Source organism: Nonomuraea dietziae (genome assembly GCF_014195505.1).
In the GTDB taxonomy this organism is placed as follows: Bacteria; Actinomycetota; Actinomycetes; order Streptosporangiales; family Streptosporangiaceae; genus Nonomuraea; species Nonomuraea roseola.
The window spans coordinates 899,973-918,764 of record NZ_JACIBV010000001.1 but is presented as its reverse complement, the minus strand read 5'-3'; the positions used below and the strand labels follow the sequence as shown (position 1 = coordinate 918,764).

The following is an 18,792-nucleotide window of genomic DNA, read 5'->3' as shown; positions in this document are numbered from 1 at the left end:
CCCCCAGATGATCGTCTCATCGGGGGAGGGTCTGATCATACGGCGAAGGGCGCCAGGTCCAGCGCAGGCTTCTCGCCGAGGGCCAGACCGGCCGCCAGCAGCCCGGCGAAGGGCCCCGCGGTCAGCCCGTACGCGCTCAGACCCGTCACCGCGACCACCCTGTCGCTCACCCTCGCGATGAGCGGCCTGCCGGTGGCCATGACGGGGCGCAGGCCCACCCTGGTCTCGGTGAGCGTCGCCCCGGCCAGGCCAGGCGCGACGGCGAGCCCCGCGGCCACGACCTCGTTGAGGCCCGCCACGGTGATCCTCGGATCGAACCCCACCTCCTCCACCGTGGCCCCCACGACCACCCGTCCCCCTGGGAAGCCCAGCAGGTAGGGCCCGCGCCTGGGCAGCACGATGGGCCAGGCCGAGCTGTCGGCGCCCTCCAGCGTGGCGTGCACGATCTGGCCCCTGCGCGGGAAGACGGGCAGATCGACTCCGAGGGGCCCGCACACCTGACCCGTCCACGCGCCGGCCGCGACGATCACCGCGTCGGCCTCCAGCCTGGCTCCTCCGGAGACGGTCACCACGCCGTCGCCGGTGAGGGAGGCGGCTCCCTCGTGAACCGTGGCGCCCCGCTGTACCGCCGACCGGAGCAGGCCGTCGCGCACCACGCGGCCGTCGACGCGGGCCGCGCCCGGCACCAGCAGAGCCGACAGCTTCGGGTCCAGCGGCGGGAACAGCTCCGAGGGCCGCGCGACCTGGCGCACCTCGCCCATCTCCGGAGCCTCGGCGTACCTGGCGGCCAGCAGCGCCCGCACGGGCTCCAGCTCGGCGGGGTCCTCTGCCACCAGCAGCGCGCCCACTCTGGCGTGCCCCACGCTCTCGGGAAGGACGGCGTAGTGACGGGCGCCTTCGAGGGTCAGCCGGTACCAGGCGTCGTCGTCCTCGTGGTCGACCCACGGGCAGACGATGCCCGCGCCGGCCGCCGTCGCCTCACCGGCCCGCCCGCCGTCGACGACCGTCACCTCGGCGCCCCTGAGGGTCAGGTGGTAGGCGGCGCCCGCCCCGACAATTCCGCTCCCGATCACGGTGATCCTCATGTACCCGATGATCTCAGACGGTTAGGTTGGGCAGGAGGTCCTCGACGGGGAGGTGGCGCAGGTGGCAGTGGTACTCATCGGCACGCTCGACACGAAGGGCCGCGAATACGCGTGGCTGAGGGAGCGGCTGAGCGAGCTCGGCCGCGAGGTGATCGTCGTCGACGCGGGCGTCGGCCAGGAGAGCACCGGCCCGGTCAGCGACTTCGGGGCGCCCGCCAGCGCCTCGCCCGAGGACGTCTCCAACGTGCGCGTCGCCGCCGCGGGGGGCGCGGAGCTCGCCTCGCTGCGTGCGGCGGGCGACAGAGGAGCGGCCGTCACGGTCATGGGCGAGGGCGCGGCGAAGGTGCTGGCCGAGCTGCACGCCGAAGGACGGGTGGACGGGGTCCTCGCGGTCGGAGGGAGCGGAGGGTCCTCGATCGCCGCGCGGGCGGTGCGTGACCTGCCGATCGGGCTGCCCAAGCTGATCGTCTCCACGATGGGCTCGGGGGACGTCTCGCCGTACGTGGGGGCGAAGGACGTCACGATCATGTACAGCGTCGTCGACATCGCGGGGATCAACCGCGTCTCCCGCCTCATCCTGGGCAACGCGGTCGCGGCGATCGCGGGCATGGCCGCCGCCTGGTCCGCCTCATCCTCGGTCGCCGTTCCTCCGGGCTGGTCCTCCACGGCGGCGTCCACGGCGGCCTCCACGGCGGCGTCCACGGCGGCGTCCACGGCGGCCTCCACGGCGGCTGGAGCCTCGGCCGCGACGACCTCGTCAGCGGGCCTCTCGCCGGAGGGCGAGGAGCGCCCGCTGGTAGCGGCGTCGATGTTCGGGGTGACCACGCCCGCCGTCGACGCCGCCCGCGAACGCCTGTCCGAACTCGGCTACGAGGTGCTCGTCTTCCACGCCACCGGCTCGGGCGGCCAGGCCCTCGAGGGCCTGGCCGCCAGCGGGCTGCTGGCGGGCGTGCTCGACCTCACCACCACCGAACTGGCCGACGACCTGGTCGGCGGCGTCCTGTCGGCAGGGCCCGGCAGGCTCACCGCGGCAGGACGGCACGGCGTGCCCCAGGTCGTCGCGCCCGGCGCGCTCGACATGGTGAACTTCGGGCCGCTCTCGACCGTGCCCGAGCGCTTCGCCGACAGGAACCTCCACGTCCACAACCCCACCGTCACGCTCATGCGCACCACCCCCGCCGAGATGGCCGAACTCGGTCGCCGCGTCGCCGTCAAGCTCGCCGCCGCGACCGGGCCCACCGCGCTGTTCGTGCCGCTCGGCGGCGTCTCCGCGCTCGACGCGCCCGGACTGCCCTTCCACGACCCCAAGGCCGACGACGCCTGCTTCGAGGCGCTCGGCGACTTCCCCCGCACGACCCGGCTCGACCTGCACATCAACGACCCGGAGTTCGGCCGCGCGATGGCCGACCGGCTGCACGACCTGATCAGGGGTGAGGGATGAACCGCCAGACCGTACTCGAACGGCTCCGCCGTACCGTCTCCGAGGGCAGGCCCGTCATCGGCGCGGGCGCGGGCACCGGCCTGTCGGCCAAGTGCGCCGAGGCCGGAGGCGTCGACCTCATCATCATCTACAACTCGGGGCGCTACCGGATGGCGGGGCGCGGCTCCCTCGCGGGGCTGCTGCCGTACGGCGACGCCAACCAGATCGTCGTCGAGATGGCGAGCGAGGTCCTGCCTGTCGTGCGCGACACCCCCGTCCTGGCGGGGGTGTGCGGCACCGACCCCTTCAGGGTGATGCCACGCTTCCTCGACACGCTGAAGGACATGGGCTTCGCCGGCGTGCAGAACTTCCCGACCGTCGGCCTGTACGACGGGGTCTTCAGGCAGAACCTCGAGGAGACCGGCATGGGCTTCGACCTCGAGATCGAGATGGTCCGGCTCGCGCACGAGCGTGACCTGGTCACCGCCCCCTACGTCTTCACCGCCGCCCAGGCCCGTGAGATGGCCGCGGCGGGGGCCGACGTCCTGGTGCCGCACGTCGGCCTCACCACCAAGGGCTCGATCGGCGCGGGCACCGCCCTCTCGCTGGACCAGGCGGTCGCCGCCGTCCAGGAGATGCGCGACGCCGCCGCCGAGATCAGGCCGGACATCCTCGTGCTGTGCCACGGCGGCCCGATCGCCGAGCCGTCCGACGCCGCCTATGTCCTGTCGCGCACCAAGGGGGTGGTCGGCTTCTTCGGCGCCTCCTCCGTCGAGCGGCTGCCCACCGAGCTCGCCATCACCGCGCAGGTGGCCGCCTTCAAGAATCTGGAGATCTAGATGCTCGTGAGCCCCTCCCAGGTCCCCACGATGACCTTCGACTGGGGGTCGATCAAGTGGTTCGTCACGCCGTCCGCCATCCCCGGCGCGGGCAGCACGCTCGGCGAGGTGATCGTCAACCCGGGACGCGGCCACGCCCGCCACAACCACCCGAACGCCGAGGAGATCATCTACGTGATCTCCGGCGAGGCGACGCAGATGGTCGGCGACGGCGAACCGTTCCCCATCAGGGAGGGGGACACGGTGCACATCCCGGCCGGGGCCTTCCACTCCACGTTCAACTCCACGTGGCGGCCGTTGCGCCTCATCGTGACGTACACGCCAGGCGGGGAGGAGAAGGCGCTGGAGGGCGCCCCTGACTACTGCCTGCACGAGGCAGGCACCGTCGCGGAGTGGCGCCAGGCCTGAACCGGCGTTTTGCCGAGGAGGCGCGGCCCGGGCAGGTCGCGCCTCCCGCGGCCTCCCGCCGCCTCCCGCAGGCTCAGCCGTCGGCGGCCCACCCGTGCGTTCGCATGAGCGTCTTGGCCACCACCGCGAACCTGTCGCGGTGCAGCACGGCGCCCTCCCTGCGGATGTCGTCCTCGTCCAGCGCGAAGACCCGGTCGAGGCGCAGGTACGACACCCGCCCGTCGCCGCCCCACGAGCCGACCTCCAGCCATTCGGGCCCGTCGTCGCCCCTGCTGGAGAGCATCATCGCCAAGAGCCTGCGTCCGTGCCGCCCCACGACCAGCAGCGGGCGGTCCTTGCCCCTGCCCGGGTCCTCCTCGTACGGCACCCACGCCCACACGATCTCTCCAGGGTCGGCCATGCCGTCCAGGTCGGGAGAGTAGGCGAGGGCCGCGGCCCGGTCCACCGAGTAGATCTCTTTGACCGCGCCGCGCAGGGGGCGGGGGTCATCCTGGTGATCTCGCACACTCGGAGCCTAGACCACTCGGGGTTCGCCACCCCGTGCACGGGCGCCAGACAGGGGGCTTGTAGCATCAGCCCTCCCTCAGCGACCCGGAGGCCGCATGTTGTTCCGTCCCACGACCGAGGCAGACCTCGATCGCGTCACCGCCTTCGCGGTCGACGAGCCCGTCAGCTGGATCCCCGCCGACCGCTACCTGGCCGAGTTGGCCGAGGGGATGTACCGGCCCGAGTGGACGTGGATAGCCGAGGCCGGCGACAGGGTCGTGGGCCGGGCGCTCTGGTGGGGCCAGTCCGACAGCGAGCACCCGATCGCGCTCGACTGCCTGCACCTCGACCCGTCGGCCGGCGACCGCGTGAGCGTCGCGGCCGGGCTGCTCGAAGCGGGACACGCCGCCTTCGCGCGGCAGGGCGCGCCCAAGCCGCCGCTCTACAACCTCACCCTCCCCAACGGATGGCGTGACGACGCCGCCGTGGCCTCCGCGGTCGCCTGGCGCAAGGAGGCCGCTCGTGCGGCGGGGCTCACGGACGAGGTCGAGCGCCTGAGGCTGGAGTGGACGCCCGAGATCGGCGTCCCCGAGACCAAGGGGCGCCTCCGGTTCGCCGAGGCGTCGGACGAGGAGTTCCTCGAGGTCTTCCAGCTGATCGCGGTCGGCAGCCTGGACGCCGAGACGCGCAGGAAGGTCGCCGCGATGGGCGCCGTCGAGGCGGCGCGGGAGGAGATGGAGTTCTACCTGGAGCGTCCGGGCAAGCGTTCGTGGTGGCGCATCGCCTACACGCAGGACGGGGCCGTGGCGGGCCTGGCGATACCCTCGGCCACGCCGTACAACGTGAATGTCGGATATCTCGGAATTGTGCCCGAGATGAGGGGGCAGGGGTACGTCGACGACGTACTGGCCGAGATCACCCGGATCCACGCGGAGAACGGCGCCGAGCTGATCACGGCCACCACCGACACGACCAACGCGCCGATGGCGGCGGCGTTCGCCCGTGCGGGCTACCGCAACTCCGAGATCCGTCTGCTCTTCTCGGCCCCCGCCGACTGACCCGGCTGCCGGCACCGCATACCCTAGTCAAAGTTGAATAGAAGGTCGAGCGGGGGAGTGCGCGGATGTCGGCGATTCGGCTGCTGGTCCTGGGCGCGGTGCGGCGCCACGGGCGGGCGCACGGTTATCAGGTGCGCAACGACCTGGAGTTCTGGGGCGCCGACGAGTGGTCGAACACCAAGCCGGGCTCGATCTACCACGCGCTGAAGCAGATGGCCAAGCAGGGGCTGCTGCACGCCTACGAGAGCGCCCCCAGCACGGCGGGCGGTCCGCCGCGAACCGAGTACGAGGTCACGGAGCAGGGCACCGCCGAGTACTTCTCGCTGCTGCGCGAGGCCCTCACCTCGCGCGACAAGATGGACCTGCTCGCGGCCGGGATCGGCTTCATCGTGGACCTGTCCCGCGAGGAGGCCGTCACGTTGCTGAGGCGGCGGATCAAAGGCATCGAGGGGTGGCGGGAGAGCGTCACCGCGTACTACAAGCCGGAGGAAGGGCCCGAGCAGCTGGGCCATATCGGCGAGATCATGCACATGTGGGTCCACTCCGCGGACGTCGGCGCGGAGTGGACACGCGGGCTGATCGAGCGGATCGAGGCAGGGGCGTACATCTTCGCCGGCGAGGACGGCGACCCCTTCGAGGGCGTTCTCGCTGAGGAGCACGAGAACCCGCAGGAGGCCTGCGGCTCACACGGGGGCGAGCCCGCCTGACCGTCATGGCGCCGGAGCAGCAGACCCGCCACGGCGCCACGACGGTCATTGGGGCCCAGTATTTGGGCTCGCTCGGCCTCAGCGGCTGAGGCCGCGGAAGCGGGCCGCCGCCATGGGGAAGGCGATCGCCAGCACCGCGAGGGGCCACGCCACGGCCAGCAGGTGGGCGTGCTCGGCGGCCCATGAGGCGCCGCCCACCCCCGGATTGCCGAACAGGTCGCGTACCGCCGTGGCGGTGGCCGACAGTGGATTCCATTCGGCGATCACGCCCAGCACGCTCGGCATGGATTCGGGCGAGGCGAAGACGGCGGAGCTGAAGGAGACCGGCCAGACGAGGATCTGCACGGCCATGACCAGCTCGGGCCTACCGGCGATCAGCCCGAGCCAGATGCCGCACCACAGCATCGAGAAGCGCAGCAGGAGCAGCAACCCGACCCCGGCCAGCGCCGCCGCGAACGAGCCGTGCCAGCGCCAGCCGATCGCGAGCCCCGCGCCGACCATGATCAGTAGACTGACCACCGACTCCAGCATGTCCGCGACGCTGCGGCCGACCAGGACCGCCGAAGGCGCCATCGGCATGGACCTGAAGCGGTCGACGACGCCCGTGTTGAGATCCTGGGTGAGCGCGGTCATCGTGCCTTCGAGGCCGAAGGCCATGGTGAGCACGAGCATGCCGGGGACCAGGAACTCCTTGTAGTCGCCGCCACCCGCGACCCGCATGCCGCCGCCGAAGAAGAAGGCGAACATCACCAGCATCATCACAGGGAAGGTGAGGCCGATCGCCAGCTGCCAGGGCCTGCGCGCCCAGTGGGCCAGCTCGCGCCGCGTCATGTTCCATGAGTCGGCCAGCCACCAGCCGACGTCCGATCCGATGGACCGCGCCGGCGCCGTGAGCGTCGTCATACCGATTCCTCCTCGCGCACGCCGCTCGGGCGGCCGCCGCCGTCGCCGGTCAACCGCATGAACACCTCGTCGAGCGTGGGACGCCGCACAGCGAGGTCCTCGGCCTCGATACCGGCGTCATGCAACGCCCGTACCAGGTGGTTCAGAGCGGTCATCCGGTCGGCGACCGGCGCGCTGATCCTGCGGGTGTCCTCGTCGACGTCCACGGCCCCGCCGGAGACCCCGGCCAGTACGGCGGCCGCGGCCTGCAGTTGGCCGGCGGTGCGCACGACCACGTCGATGCGGTCGCCGCCCACCTTCGCCTTGAGCTGGTCGGCGGTGCCGTCGGCGATCACCCGGCCATGGTCGATCAGCGAGATCCGGTCGGCGAGCTGGTCGGCCTCCTCCAGGTACTGGGTGGTCAGCAGCACGGTGGTGCCGCCGCCGACCAGCGAGCGCACCGCGTTCCACACCTCGCTGCGGCCGCGTGGGTCGAGGCCCGCCGTCGGCTCGTCGAGAAAGAGGACCTGCGGATCGATGATGAACGAGGCCGCGAGGTCGAGACGGCGGCGCATGCCCCCGCTGTAGGCCTTGACAGGCCTTCGGCCGGTGTCGGTGAGGCCGAATCGCTCGAGCAGTTCGTCGGCGCGCGCGGCCGCGCGGCGGGTGCCCAGATGGTAGAGCCTGCCGAACAGGTCGAGGTTCTGCCGGCCCGACAGATCCTCGTCCAGCGCCGCGTGCTGCCCGAGCAGCCCGATCCGCCTGCGGACCTCCTCGGGGTGGCGGCGCACGTCGATCCCGGCGACCTCCGCCCTGCCCGCCTTCACCCGCAGGAGGGTGGCCAGCGTGCGCACGAACGTGGTCTTGCCCGCGCCGTTGGGGCCGAGCACCCCGTGGACCGTGCCGCTCGGCACCGTCATGCTCAGTCCGTCCAGGGCCTTCTTCTCGCGGTAGGACTTTTCGAGGCCCTCCGCGACGATCGCCAGCTCATGACCAGCCACACATCCTCCCGGACTCAGTGGTCAAATTTGACTACCGGGATTCAGGTTAGCCCCCTCTAGCGCGACTGGTCAAACTTGATTAGCTGACATCCTGGTACGGGCATCCCTTTCTGGGTTCCAGGACTCCAGGGGGTGGGGTGTCGCGCAGTGGGGGAGGGGCGACACTTCGCGGTTCGGCATCCGGGACTCTCGCTTGGTAGCTCTCGCCGGTGGATCCTGGATTCCCCGGTGGGGAAGTCGCGCGGTGGGGGAGGGCAGCGACTGGCTCCCTAGGGTGGGATCCCGGCCTCCGAAGGGTCATCTACCAGGGTCGCCCGGTGTCCCGGTGTGGGTGTTCTGCCGGGCTTTCAGCGTCCCGGTGTGCGTGTTCTGCCGAGCTTCCGGGGTCCGATGAGGCGTTCTGTCGGGGATCTCGGACTCCCAGGGGCGTCCTGCGGTGGCGGTGGTGTTCCGGTATTCCGCGTTTCCCGCCACAGGGCCTGCGGTCAGCCGGGTGCGACGTGGCGGCGGAGGTTGGCGAGGTGGACACGCCAGCCGGCGCGGTGGTCGGCGGCGAGGGACGGGCCGTCGGGTAGCCGCTCCCAACCGGTCTCCCTGATGCGGACCTCCGTGCCCGCCTCGAGCGGCGTGAGCGTGATCTCGACCTCGGTCGAGGCCTCCTGACCTTCGTCGGCCCACGTGAAGGCCAGCAGCTTCGGCGCCGCCGCGTGCGTCACCTCGCCGCGCGTCACCACGGGTGTGCCGTGCTCGTCGGTCCAGCGCTCCTCGAGAGAGCCGCCCGCGACCGGTTCCAGATAGAGGTAGTGCCACCATTCGGCGCGATCGTCATGGTCGGCGAAGGCCCGCCACACGCGCTCGGCGGAGGCGGCGACGACCGCGGTCTCGTCAACGCTCATGGGCGGGTCTCCCGGTGAGCAGGCGCCGCAGCGCGGTGGGCGTGTGGCCGAGATGACGGCGGACCGTACGGGTGAGGTGGGCCTGATCGGCGAAGCCGAGCTCGACGGCGAGCGCGGCGAGGCTCGTCTCACCGCGCTCCAGCCGGTCGAGAGCGCGCCCGACCCGCACCCTGTTGCGGTAGTGGGTGAGGCTGACGCCTATCTCCCGGGAGAAGGCCCTGCTCAGTTGGTACGGCGAGGCGCCCAGCAGCTCGGCGAGCGGCACGAGCCCCTCGGCGGCCGGATGCCCCGCGGCGATCGCCTCACGAGCGGCCGTGACCAGCCGCTCGGCCCGTGTGACCGTGACGAGGCGGGCCTTGGACCCCGTCGTGGCGCTGCCGTCCGCGTGGTCGGAGGACGACTGCCCGAGGACCGAGGACAGGAGCGCGAGGAGGCGTTCGGCGAGCGCGAACTGCTGGTCGCCGCTCCGGGCGGCGGTGAGGAGAGCGCGATGGGCCAGCTCCACGCGGGCGTCGACGTAGACGGTGGGGCGCAGCTTCCGGCGTCCCTCACCGGTGAGGGATCGCCACAGCGCGGGGGAGAGGCTGAGGGAGGTGCACACGTCGCCTCCCGCCGGGTGCGCGAACCGCTCCTCCTCTCCGGGGACCCCGAGATAGGCCGTCGTCGGATCGACCAGGGAGGCGACCTCGTCCGTCTTCCGCCTGAACCTGCCCGTGCGGACGAGCACCACCCTGTAGTCGTCGCCGACCTCGGGCGGCGACCATCGCCGGTGGTCGTCGACGCACGTCACGACGTCGACGGTGAAGCCGGGCCCGGTGCCCAGACGACGAGCTGAACGCATGCGGCGAACGTTACGTGGCGGCACCGACATTTCCGCGGGCCGCCGCCTTCCGTCGTGGCTGCACCACCCGAACCTGAATCCGCGTCGCGGCCGGCCGCTTCTCCCCGGTTCGCCGGTTCCGTCCAGATCGGCGGGCGGCCGTAAGGGACAACTGAGTAAGATCACCTGCTCACGTTCGCATCCCTACGCCGCGGAGGCACGATGACACGGTTCGAGCGGTGGAAGCGGTCTCCCGCGTTCTGGCGCGTGCTGACCCTCGTCCTGGCAGCGCTTCCGCAGCTCATCGCCACCGAATACCCCTTCGCCGGCGCGCCTCAGGCCGACCACAGCGAGGAGAGCGCTTTGGCGGTAGCGGTGGCGGTCGGCGCGTCGCCGCTGTCTCACCGGTTGCTCGAGTACGTCCTGGACTCCGGCCTGGTCCTGCTGGTGGCTGCCATCGTGCTCGTACTGCCTCGCGAGCATCGCCGGCGCGCCACCCCGTGCGCGGCTGGCGCCCTGGCGCTGTTCGGGCTGATCCTCGGGTACGTCGCGATGACGGCGCTGGAGAGCAGCGACCTGTCGGTGGGATACCTGCTGCTCCTGTCGCCCTTCTACCTGCTGGCCGCGGCCAGCCTCGTCGTCGGCGAGCGACGGGCGGCCTCCCCGCGCGCGGCAGACGAAGAGTCCGCAGGCGATCAGCCGTAACTCATCAACCAGAGATCTCGTCGAGGTGGTCGGCGTAGTAGGCGAGGGCGCGAGCGTATCCTCCGGCCTGCCCGCCCTCGGCCAGCACGTGCAGCAGCGTGCTCACCGCCTCGCGATGCCGTCCTGCGTTGTGCAGCGCCATCGCCCTGAACGCCCGCATCGCCGGGTCCCTGGGGAACTCGGCCAGCCCGCGCTCCAGGACCGCGAGCGCGTCGTCATACCTGCCGATGACCCGCAGCGTGCTGCCGAAGCCGGTGAACAGGCCGATCCTGTCGTCGGCGCCGAGCTCCAACGCTCTCTCGTAGTACGGCACCGCCTCGTGCTCCAGCCCGAGCCGGTCATGCACGTAGGCCGCTTCCCTCGCCACCTCGCCGTCGTCGGGATGGCGCGCGGCGAGCGCCACCAGCACCTCGCGCGCTTCCTCATGCCGGTCTTCCGCGCGCAATGCCGCCGCTCGCGCCAGTTCCTCGTCTTTCACGGCCGCAGTGTGGCACGAATCGCCGACCCCGGCACACCGAGTGACGTCGCCGGGTACGCGTGAGTGCTTCCGCTGGAGCGGGCGCCTGACCTTGAGGCTGCATGGACGCGTCCGCAGCACCTCACACCTGTGGCAGCCCGAGCACTCGCAGCATGTCGAGCACCGTCGCCTGGGGAGATCCCGGCTCGGCCGAGTACACGAGCACCGTCTGGTGGCCGTCCGGGAGCAGCATGGCGTCGCAGTCGAGCGAGACCGTGCCCAGACTGGGATGGCTGACGCTCTTGGTGGCGGTACGCCACGGGGAGGAGCGCCCCTCCCGCCAGAGCTCGTCGAACCGAGGGCTGCCACGACGTAGTTCCGCGATCAGCCGGACCAGATCGGGGTCGTCAGGGTAACGGGCCTGTGCGGCACGCAGCGTACCGACCGAGGCGCGGCCTGCCGCGTCGTCTTCGTCCGGGCCCACGGCGACCTGGCAGCGGCTGCTGCCGAGAAAACGCTGCCAGCCTTGTGCGGTCGTACGCGAGCTAGGGCTGTGCGGAGTACTTCGGCGAGTTCGGCACGATTCACTCTTCGAGCATGCCTCCTGGAACGCCTAGGCCGGGTGGTACCGCGGGTCCCATGCCTCGGCGGTCCTGGTGGGCCCCGGGCGTGCGCAGGGAGGATCGGCTCCATGACAGAGGCGAAGACGGTGGCGTTGGTCACCGGAGCGAACAAGGGGCTGGGCCGGGAGACCGTACGCCGCCTGGCGGGCAAGGGGTGGCAGGTCTTCCTGGCCGCGCGGGACCGGGGACGCGGCATCGAAGCCGCGGACACGCTGGCGGGTGAGGGGATCGAGGCGGAGTTCGTCGAGCTTGACGTGACCTCGGACGAGTCCGTGGCGGCGGCGGTGAAGGCGGTCGTCGAGCGCGTGGATCGCCTGGACGTGCTCGTCAACAACGCCGGAGTCGGGTGGCCCGTCGCTGGATCCCGCCGACATGGACGCCGACACGCTCCGTGCGCTGTACGAGGTGAACGTCTTCGGTCAGGTGCGGGTCACACACGCGTTCCTGCCGTTGCTCCGCAGGTCGCAGCAGCCCCGCATCGTCCCGTTGGGTCTGACCCGCGGGTCTGGGTGCCGGCCCCTGGGACCGCGGGCCATGCCATCGCGGCGAAGGCGGCGGCTTGCCGTACCTTCCGGCGTACTGGGCCTTTACCGGAGGGTGGCCGGGCACGTGGGACAGTCGGGACATGTGGGAGTGGTTCGCCCGGGAGGTCGCAGAGGCGGGGAAACTGCGGTTGTTCTGCTTCTTCGTGCTGTTCCTGTGCACGTTCCTGTTCATCAGGATCAGCGTGCGGATGATCAGGAAGCAGGTGCGGTGGTGGCCCGGCAACGTCACGCCCGGCGGGATGCACATTCACCACGTCGTGTTCGGGCTGGTGTTCATGTGCCTAGGCGGGATCGGCGGCCTCGCCGTCCATGATGGGCGGTCCTTCGCCGCGGGCGTCACCGCGGCGCTGTTCGGGGTGGGGACGGCGCTGGTGCTCGACGAGTTCGCGCTGGTACTGCACCTCGACGACGTGTACTGGACCGAGCAGGGACGGTTCTCGGTGGACACCGTCTTCATGGCGATAGCGCTGTGCGGGCTCGGGCTGGTCGGCGTCAGCCCACTGGAGATCGGGGAGGCGCTCGCCAGCGACAGCCTCCTCGACGGCGGGGTCATCGTCGGCGCCAACATCCTGTTCGCGGTGATCACCCTGCTCAAGGGCAAGGTCTGGACGGGGCTGGTGGGGATCTACCTAACCCCACTGGCCCTGGTCGGGGCGGTACGGCTGGGCAGACCTGGCTCCCCGTGGGCGCGCTGGCGCTACAGGGACGGATCGCGCAAGCTGCGCCGCGCCGAGCGGCGGGAGCAGAAGATCCGCGAGCCGGTGGAGCGCTTCAAGCGCACGGTGCAAGACCTGGTCGCCGGGCGCCCGACCGGCTAGGTCAGCCGACGATCTCCTCGTGCGGCATCGCCGACAACGCCTGGGCGGCCCGCAGGAATGCCTGCCGATCAGCCGCGGAGAGCGCGGCGAGCACCCGCTCCTCGTTCGCCCGAATGTCGGCCTGGGCGGCCCTGCGCGCCGATCGGCCGTCCTGCGTGATGGCCAGCAGCCGGGCGCGCCGGTCCTCCGGGTCGGGTTCGCGGGAGATCAGCCCGGCTTCCTGCAGCCGGTCGAGCGTGCTGATGATGCGCGTCTTGTCCGCGCCGATCGCCTCGGCCAGAGCGGCCTGGGTGCGGATCGGGCTGTCGTCCAGCGCGCTGAGCACCACATAGCTCCACATGGAGATGCCGTGCTCCTCCAGCACCCGAAGCTCCGCGGCGATCAGGGACTTCACCAGGGGCTGCAGCATCGCGGCGAGGTCACGACGTTCGGTCACCCACCTACGATACCCCTTGACTTACGATAAGCAAGCGCACATCATAAGCGCATGCATAGCGAATCTTCGACCGCCTCGCCCAACCCGCTCGACAACGGCGCCGAGCTCGTCGCGCTCGATGAGCAGGCCGTCCGGGCCAGCGTCGAGGTGGTGGCGCAGGTCACGACCGCGGACCTGGCCAGACCCACCCCCTGCGCCGGATGGCGCCTGCACGACCTGCTCGCGCACATGGCCACGCAGCATCACGGTTTCGCGGCGGCCTCCCGTGGCGAGGGCGACCCCGCCTGGTGGGAGCTGCGCTCCCTGGGTGACGACCCGGTCGGGAGTTACCGGTCCGCGGCCGAGCACGTCCTGGCCGCCTTCGCCGCCGACGGTGTGCTCAGCCGGTCGTTCCCGCTGCCCGAGATCAGCGCCGACCGGCCGTTCCCGGCGGCGCGGGCGATCAGCTTCCACTTCATCGACTACGTCGTGCACTCCTGGGACGTGGCGAAGACCTTGGACCTCGCGGTGGAGTTCGAGCCCCGACTGCTCGACGTGGCGCTCGCCGTCGCCAGGGCCGTACCGGGCGGTGAAAGCCGTCTCGGCCCCGGCGCCGCCTTCGCGCCGGAAGTGGCGTGGTCGAGCGGGTCACGTCTCGACGAGATCGTCGCCGTCCTGGGGCGCGCTCCAGACTGGTCCCGAGGCTGAACACCACCGCTTTCCGCGCCCCTCGCCTGGATCACGGACCACGTCAGAGGGCGTGGCCTCCCGCGACCTGGAGCACCTGGCCAGTGATCCACCGCGCCTGACGGGAGGCGAGGAAGACGACCGCGTCGGAGATGTCGGAGGGCTCTCCGACACGTCCCATGGGGATCACCGACGTGGAGTGCTCGACGATGGCCTCCGTCATCCAGCCGGTCTGCACGGGGCCGGGCGCGACCGCGTTGACCCGGATCCCTCGAGGCCCCAGCTCCAGCGCGGTGGCCCGGGTGAGGGCCTCGAGCGCGGCCTTCGAGGTCCCGTACCCGATCTGCCCAGGGAAGGCGCGCGCGGCATCGGTGGAGACGTTGACGACGCACAACGGGACCTCCGCGGTGTGGCGCCTGGCCACCTCGGCGATCAGCAGGGCCGGGGCCACGACGTTGACGCGGTAGTGCCGCTCCAACGACGCGGCGTCGAACGTGTCGAGGGTGTCGGCGCTCTCGCAGTGCGCGGCGTTGTTGACGAGCACGTTGATCGGCCCGAGACGTCGTTCGACCGCGTCGACGAGCTGCCTGGCGGAGTCGGGGTGGGACAGGTCGGCGCTGACGGCGACCCCGCCGATCTCGGTGGCGAGCCGCTCGGCTGACGCGGCGCTCGGGGTGAGGTGGGCCCACGCCGTACCGTCGGGCGCGGGTGGCTCCTGCGCGAGATAGTGGACGGCGACGCGAGCCCCCTGCGCGGCGAAGGCCCGGCTGATCGCGCCGCCGATGTTGGCGCCTCCGCCGGTGACGAGCACGTTCTGCCCGGAGAGCTGGGGGTCGATCACGCTCTTGCTCCGTTCTGGTTGGACGTCTACGCCGGGCCCCACCCCGGTTCGGGCAGTGGCCGTCTTGTCGACGGCTATCACAGGCGGGGCGCCCCACGCCGCCTCGCCTTCGTGTTCGCCTCATGGGGGTGACGGCGTTCACCCTTCGCCGGCAGCGAGCGCGAGAGCGGCCTCCCTGCCCTTGTCGGAGAAGCTGACGGAGCCGTTCTCAGCTTCGGGGCGACGGTGACCAGCTTCGTGGGCGGTGGCACTGCGACTCTGGACCGCGGCGCTCGGAGGGCTCAGCGGGTCAGGCGCAAGGATGTTCAAGACCGGGGGAGGAGCGGCGGGGCAGCCTGGACGCATGACAACGCACACACCCGCGATCGCTGAGATATCCGCCCACGTCATCGACTGCGCGCGTCCCGCCTCCTTGGCCGAGTTCTATCGCTCGGTTCTGGGCGGGCGGATCACGCACAGCGACGACGACTCCGCCTACCTGGACGCGGGCCAGGCACAGCTGTCCTTCATGCGGGTCGAGGGCCACCAGGCTCCTGCCTGGCCGGGCGGCACCAAGCAGGCGCATCTCGACCTCAAGGTCACCGACCTGGAGACGGCGACCAAGGAACTGCTCGACCTCGGCGCGACGAAGCCCGACTTCCAGCCGGGGGCGGGCGAGTGGATCGTGCTGGCCGATCCGGAGGGGCACGTCTTCTGCATCGCCGCGTGACCCGGCCCGGCAGGTGTCGCCGCTTCCGTTCGTCCGCCAGGAGCGCGCCGAGGTGGCGTAGTCCCGCGGGGAGCCGTCGAAACACGACTCCCCGCGGGGCTGCGGGAACGGCCCCCTGCGGGGCGGGAACGGCCCTGCCGCGGGGCCGTAGCGTCCTCGTGCTCCGGCGGCTCCCGGCCGGAGTCGAGGTCCGCGTGCCGGTGTGCTCTGGGTGGATGCCCGCACGCGACCGCGAGGTGGCGGGGCGTTCCGGTTCGCGAGTGGGGTGAGACCTCCGCCAGCCGGAACGCGATGTCAACCTGCCACTGCCTCAGTCCGAGCTGATCGCCTGGGTGGGGCAGCCGGTGGTGGCTCGCCGTACCTCGGGACCCGTGGCGTGCTCGTCGAGCAGCACCACGCGTCCGTCCTCCTCGTCCTGAGCGAACACCTCGGGCGCGGTCAGTGCGCACTGGCCTGACGAGGCGCAGCGCTCGCGGTCTACCTTGATCACCACTCCACCTCCAGCCGGTGCACGCCGTAGATCGCCATGTCGCTCTTGAACGGCACCTTCTCCAGCGGTACGGCCAGCCGCAGGTCAGGCAGCCGCCGGAACAGCGCCGGGTAGGCGATCTCCATCTCCAGCCTCGCCAGGTTCTGCCCCAGGCACTGGTGCGGGCCGAAGCCGAACGCCACGTGTGGCGCCTTCGGCCTGGACACCTCCAGCTCCTCGGGCCGGTCGAGCAGGGCGGGGTCGCGGTTGGCGGCGGCCAGCGAACAGGTCACGAACTCGCCCTCCTTGATGATCTGCCCGTCGAGCTCCAGGTCGGTGGAGGCGCGCCTGAACATTCCGACGTCGACGATCGACAGGTAGCGCAGCAGTTCGTCGACCGCTGTCCTGGCCGCCTCGGGGCTCTGCCGTACGAGAGCGAGCTGGTCGGGATGCTGGAGCAGCAGCAGGGTGCCGAGCGAGATCATGTTGGCCGTCGTCTCGTGACCCGCGATGAGCAGCAGGATCGCGATCCCGACCAGTTCCTCGTCGCTGAGGCCGCTGTCGAGCAGGTCGTCGAGCAGGCCCTCGCCCGGCTCGGCGCGCTTGCGGGCGATCAGCTCCGCCAGGTAGCCGCCGAGCCGCATCATCGCCTCCTCCAGCTCCTCCTGGGTGCCGGTGAGGGTCAGCAATCTGGCGCCGGCCTCCTGGAACGACGCGCGCTCGGCGTAGGGCACGCCGAGCAGCTCGCAGATCACCAGCGAGGGGATCGGCAGCGCGAACTCCGCCACCAGGTCGGCGGGGCGCGGCGCCCGCTCCAGCGCGTCGAGCCGTTCGGTGACGATCTGCTCGATCCTCGGCCGCAGCCGCTGCATCCGCTGGACGGTGAACCGTCCGGTCAGCAGCCGTCTGAGCCTGGTGTGCTCGGGCGGGTCCATCTGGATGAACATGCCCGGCTGGGGCTGTACGGCATGCAACGGCACGTCGAGGAAGCCGCCGTCGATCTCCGAACTGAAACGGGTGTCGCCCAGGACCTGCCGGACCAGGTCGTGCCTGGTCACCAGCCAGACCTGGTCGCCGTTCGACAGCCGCACCTTGCTCAGCGGCTCGTCGGCCATTCCGGCGGGCGGGTCGAACGGGCAGGCGCCTCGGTCTGTGGGTATCGCTCTCATCGGTCTGCTCCTTGTTTGGATTCGGTGCTCTGAGACGAAAGTGGACGATCCAGCGGGTGTTCCTCGATGACGGTGCCAAGGCCACGCAGGGTGAACAGGGCGGTCACGGCGACGGCGGCCACCGCCACACCGCAGATGAGGGAGGTGACGTTGACGGCCTGCACGAACGCGGCCGAGGCCGCCGCGATCACGCCGGCGGCCAGCTCCGCAGGCAGGGACGCCGCCGCGTGCAGCGCCGTACCGATGGAGTCGCGGGCGGCGTCGACGGCCTCGGCGGGAAGCCCGCCCGGCAGCCGCAACGTCTGCCGGTAGATGCCGCCGAGCAGGCTGCCGATCAGCGCGATGCCGAGGGCGGCGCCCAGTTCGTAGGCGGTCTCGGCGATCGCGGAGGCCGAGCCGGCCCGCTCCTTCGGCACGGTCGCCAGCACGGTGTCGGCGGTCACGGTGAACGACAGCCCCGCGCCGATGCCGATGAGGAGCAGTGAGGCGAGCACCACCGGATAGCCGGACTGCGTGGGGAGCACGACGAGCACCGCCAGCCCTGCCGCCGACAGCGCGAGCCCCACGGAGATCGCCACCGCTCTGCCCCACGCCATCGCGAGCCTGCCCGCGAGGAGCGCCGCGACCATGGAGGCGCCCATGGCGGGCAGCTGGGCGAGACCGGCCTGCAGCGGTGTCCAGCCGAGGACGAACTGCAGGTAGAGGGAGAGGAAGAACAGCGTGCCCACCAGCGCGAAGACCGCGACCATGTCGCCGCCGACCGCGCCGGAGAACGCCCTGCGCCTGAACAGGCTGACGTCGATCAGCGGGTGAGTGAGCCTGCTCTGCCGCCTCCAGAACAGGATCAGCGCGCCCACGCCCAGCGCCGCGGCCACCAGGACGCCGGTCTGGGCGAGCCCCGCGTGGGCCGCCTCCTTGACGGCGTAGATGACGCCGATCACGCCGACGATGGACAGCAGCACGCTGCGCAGGTCGAGCGGCCCGGGGTCGGGGTTGCGGGACTCGGGCAGGGTCAGCGCGGCCACGATCAGGACGACGACCATCACCGGAACATTGATCAGGAAGACCGAGCCCCACCAGAAGTTGTCGAGGAGCAGCCCGCCCAGCAGCGGCCCCGCCGCGGCGCCGGCCGTCGTGACCGAGCTCCACAGCCCTATCGCGGTGGTGCGCTCGCGGGGGTCGGTGAACAGATTGCGGATGATCGACAGGGTGGACGGCATGATGGTGGCGCCCGCCACGCCCAGCACCGCTCGCGCGACGATGAGCAGCTCGGCCGTGGGAGCGTAGGCGGTGGCCAGCGAGGCCAGCCCGAAGGCCGCCACCCCGATGAGCAGGACGCGTTTCCTGCCGAACCTGTCGCCCGCGTTGCCCGCGGTGATGAGCAGGCCGCCGAGGACGAACCCGTAGATGTCGGCGATCCAGAGGATCTGGGTGCTGGTCGGGTGCAGCGCCTCGGTCAGGCGCGGGATCGCCAGGTGCAGCACGGTGCCGTCGATCGCGATGAGCGAGACGGCGAGGCACAGGGTGGCCAGTGCTGCCCAGCGTCTGGTCCTGCTCACGGGTGTCATGCCGTCCACGCTGGAGCATGGCGCGCACGCGGCTCGCACCCCGCACGCACGAGCCCGCACGAGCCCGCACGAGCCCGCACGCCCGCGTATAACCGGCGGTTCTGTGGGCTGCCGTGAGCGCATGGGCAGTGGGCCGGACGGACATGAGCCGCGCCGCCCCGTCGAGACCCGACGGCGCAGTAGG

The 18,792-nt window shown here is 71.4% G+C and carries 23 protein-coding genes; 10 read left to right on the top strand and 13 right to left on the bottom strand.

All coding sequences use genetic code 11. The features are described from left to right. Window positions 1-35: 35 nt before the first annotated feature. The gene (locus FHR33_RS04690; protein WP_183644013.1) at window positions 36-1,085 is read right to left on the bottom strand and encodes an NAD(P)/FAD-dependent oxidoreductase; all 1,050 of its coding nucleotides are present in this window, start codon (window positions 1,083-1,085) and stop codon (window positions 36-38) included. Window positions 1,086-1,146: 61 nt separating this feature from the next. On the opposite strand from FHR33_RS04690, the gene FHR33_RS49795 reads away from it, so the two are divergent. Genes FHR33_RS49795 through FHR33_RS04675 form a run of 3 tightly spaced genes read left to right on the top strand, consistent with a single transcriptional unit; the run spans window position 1,147 to window position 3,752 of the window. Beyond that, window positions 1,147-2,526, top strand: a complete 1,380-nt coding sequence (locus tag FHR33_RS49795; RefSeq protein WP_183644010.1) for a Tm-1-like ATP-binding domain-containing protein — start codon at window positions 1,147-1,149, stop codon at window positions 2,524-2,526. Continuing rightward, window positions 2,523-3,344, top strand: coding sequence for a phosphoenolpyruvate hydrolase family protein (locus FHR33_RS04680; RefSeq protein WP_183644007.1), 822 nt, complete (start codon window positions 2,523-2,525; stop codon window positions 3,342-3,344). The genes FHR33_RS49795 and FHR33_RS04680 overlap by 4 nt, the downstream gene beginning before the upstream one ends. Further along, complete coding sequence (locus FHR33_RS04675) at window positions 3,345-3,752, top strand: cupin domain-containing protein (RefSeq protein WP_183644005.1); 408 nt, start codon at window positions 3,345-3,347, stop codon at window positions 3,750-3,752. Between the two features lie 73 nt (window positions 3,753-3,825). Here the strand turns inward: FHR33_RS04675 and FHR33_RS04670 are convergent, their stop codons facing one another. Further along, on the bottom strand, window positions 3,826-4,257 hold the full coding sequence (locus FHR33_RS04670) for a type II toxin-antitoxin system PemK/MazF family toxin (RefSeq protein ID WP_183644002.1): 432 nt from the start codon (window positions 4,255-4,257) through the stop codon (window positions 3,826-3,828). Window positions 4,258-4,354: 97 nt separating this feature from the next. Between FHR33_RS04670 and FHR33_RS04665 the strand changes: the two genes are divergently transcribed. Together FHR33_RS04665 and FHR33_RS04660 are read left to right on the top strand one after the other, a co-directional pair. Next, entirely contained in the window at window positions 4,355-5,296 is a 942-nt protein-coding gene (locus FHR33_RS04665) for a GNAT family N-acetyltransferase (RefSeq protein ID WP_183643999.1), read from the top strand. 65 nt (window positions 5,297-5,361) lie between these two features. Continuing rightward, window positions 5,362-6,003 (top strand): PadR family transcriptional regulator, encoded by a 642-nt coding sequence (locus FHR33_RS04660; protein WP_183643997.1) that lies wholly within the window; start codon window positions 5,362-5,364, stop codon window positions 6,001-6,003. Between the two features lie 78 nt (window positions 6,004-6,081). Here FHR33_RS04660 and FHR33_RS04655 read toward each other — a convergent pair whose 3' ends face one another. From FHR33_RS04655 to FHR33_RS04640, 4 genes are all read right to left on the bottom strand, one after another. Continuing rightward, window positions 6,082-6,906, bottom strand: coding sequence for an ABC transporter permease (locus FHR33_RS04655; RefSeq protein WP_183643994.1), 825 nt, complete (start codon window positions 6,904-6,906; stop codon window positions 6,082-6,084). After that, window positions 6,903-7,886: an efflux ABC transporter ATPase subunit, DrrA-related gene (locus FHR33_RS04650; protein WP_183643991.1), complete on the bottom strand. Its 984-nt coding sequence runs from the start codon at window positions 7,884-7,886 to the stop codon at window positions 6,903-6,905. The genes FHR33_RS04655 and FHR33_RS04650 overlap by 4 nt, the downstream gene beginning before the upstream one ends. A gap of 485 nt (window positions 7,887-8,371) precedes the next feature. Then, window positions 8,372-8,782, bottom strand: a complete 411-nt coding sequence (locus FHR33_RS04645; protein ID WP_183643977.1) for an SRPBCC family protein — start codon at window positions 8,780-8,782, stop codon at window positions 8,372-8,374. Beyond that, the gene (locus tag FHR33_RS04640) at window positions 8,772-9,623 is read right to left on the bottom strand and encodes a helix-turn-helix domain-containing protein (protein WP_183643974.1); all 852 of its coding nucleotides are present in this window, start codon (window positions 9,621-9,623) and stop codon (window positions 8,772-8,774) included. The genes FHR33_RS04645 and FHR33_RS04640 overlap by 11 nt, the downstream gene beginning before the upstream one ends. Window positions 9,624-9,824: 201 nt before the next feature. Here FHR33_RS04640 and FHR33_RS04635 point away from each other — a divergent pair, with 201 nt between their 5' ends. Next, window positions 9,825-10,307, top strand: coding sequence for a hypothetical protein (locus FHR33_RS04635; protein WP_183643972.1), 483 nt, complete (start codon window positions 9,825-9,827; stop codon window positions 10,305-10,307). Window positions 10,308-10,311: 4 nt separating this feature from the next. On the opposite strand, the gene FHR33_RS04630 is transcribed toward FHR33_RS04635, so the two are convergent. After that, window positions 10,312-10,785 carry a tetratricopeptide repeat protein gene (locus FHR33_RS04630; RefSeq protein WP_183643969.1) on the bottom strand — a complete coding sequence of 158 codons (474 nt, stop codon included), beginning with the start codon at window positions 10,783-10,785 and terminating at the stop codon, window positions 10,312-10,314. Window positions 10,786-10,906: 121 nt separating this feature from the next. After that, window positions 10,907-11,248: an MmyB family transcriptional regulator gene (locus tag FHR33_RS04625; RefSeq protein WP_183643966.1), complete on the bottom strand. Its 342-nt coding sequence runs from the start codon at window positions 11,246-11,248 to the stop codon at window positions 10,907-10,909. 207 nt (window positions 11,249-11,455) lie between these two features. Between FHR33_RS04625 and FHR33_RS53165 the strand changes: the two genes are divergently transcribed. Next, the gene (locus tag FHR33_RS53165) at window positions 11,456-12,124 is read left to right on the top strand and encodes an SDR family NAD(P)-dependent oxidoreductase (protein WP_221240930.1); all 669 of its coding nucleotides are present in this window, start codon (window positions 11,456-11,458) and stop codon (window positions 12,122-12,124) included. Then, on the top strand, window positions 12,013-12,750 hold the full coding sequence (locus FHR33_RS04615; RefSeq protein WP_183643964.1) for a hypothetical protein: 738 nt from the start codon (window positions 12,013-12,015) through the stop codon (window positions 12,748-12,750). Before FHR33_RS53165 ends, FHR33_RS04615 begins: the two co-directional genes overlap by 112 nt. Window position 12,751: 1 nt before the next feature. Here the strand turns inward: FHR33_RS04615 and FHR33_RS04610 are convergent, their stop codons facing one another. Then, window positions 12,752-13,186, bottom strand: coding sequence for a MarR family winged helix-turn-helix transcriptional regulator (locus FHR33_RS04610; protein ID WP_312895363.1), 435 nt, complete (start codon window positions 13,184-13,186; stop codon window positions 12,752-12,754). Between the two features lie 51 nt (window positions 13,187-13,237). On the opposite strand from FHR33_RS04610, the gene FHR33_RS04605 reads away from it, so the two are divergent. After that, window positions 13,238-13,873 carry a TIGR03086 family metal-binding protein gene (locus FHR33_RS04605; protein WP_183643962.1) on the top strand — a complete coding sequence of 212 codons (636 nt, stop codon included), beginning with the start codon at window positions 13,238-13,240 and terminating at the stop codon, window positions 13,871-13,873. A gap of 43 nt (window positions 13,874-13,916) precedes the next feature. On the opposite strand, the gene FHR33_RS04600 is transcribed toward FHR33_RS04605, so the two are convergent. After that, complete coding sequence (locus tag FHR33_RS04600; RefSeq protein ID WP_183643959.1) at window positions 13,917-14,693, bottom strand: SDR family NAD(P)-dependent oxidoreductase; 777 nt, start codon at window positions 14,691-14,693, stop codon at window positions 13,917-13,919. A 343-nt stretch (window positions 14,694-15,036) separates the two neighbouring features. Here FHR33_RS04600 and FHR33_RS04595 point away from each other — a divergent pair, with 343 nt between their 5' ends. Continuing rightward, window positions 15,037-15,402 carry a VOC family protein gene (locus FHR33_RS04595; RefSeq protein WP_183643956.1) on the top strand — a complete coding sequence of 122 codons (366 nt, stop codon included), beginning with the start codon at window positions 15,037-15,039 and terminating at the stop codon, window positions 15,400-15,402. A gap of 310 nt (window positions 15,403-15,712) precedes the next feature. Here FHR33_RS04595 and FHR33_RS04590 read toward each other — a convergent pair whose 3' ends face one another. From FHR33_RS04590 to FHR33_RS04580, 3 genes are read right to left on the bottom strand one after another with little or no spacing between them, the layout of a single operon-like run. Continuing rightward, complete coding sequence (locus FHR33_RS04590) at window positions 15,713-15,892, bottom strand: ferredoxin (protein ID WP_312895362.1); 180 nt, start codon at window positions 15,890-15,892, stop codon at window positions 15,713-15,715. After that, entirely contained in the window at window positions 15,889-17,040 is a 1,152-nt protein-coding gene (locus FHR33_RS04585; RefSeq protein WP_183643949.1) for a cytochrome P450, read from the bottom strand. Before FHR33_RS04585 ends, FHR33_RS04590 begins: the two co-directional genes overlap by 4 nt. Beyond that, window positions 17,037-18,608, bottom strand: a complete 1,572-nt coding sequence (locus FHR33_RS04580) for an MFS transporter (protein WP_183643946.1) — start codon at window positions 18,606-18,608, stop codon at window positions 17,037-17,039. Before FHR33_RS04580 ends, FHR33_RS04585 begins: the two co-directional genes overlap by 4 nt. Window positions 18,609-18,792: the final 184 nt, after the last annotated feature.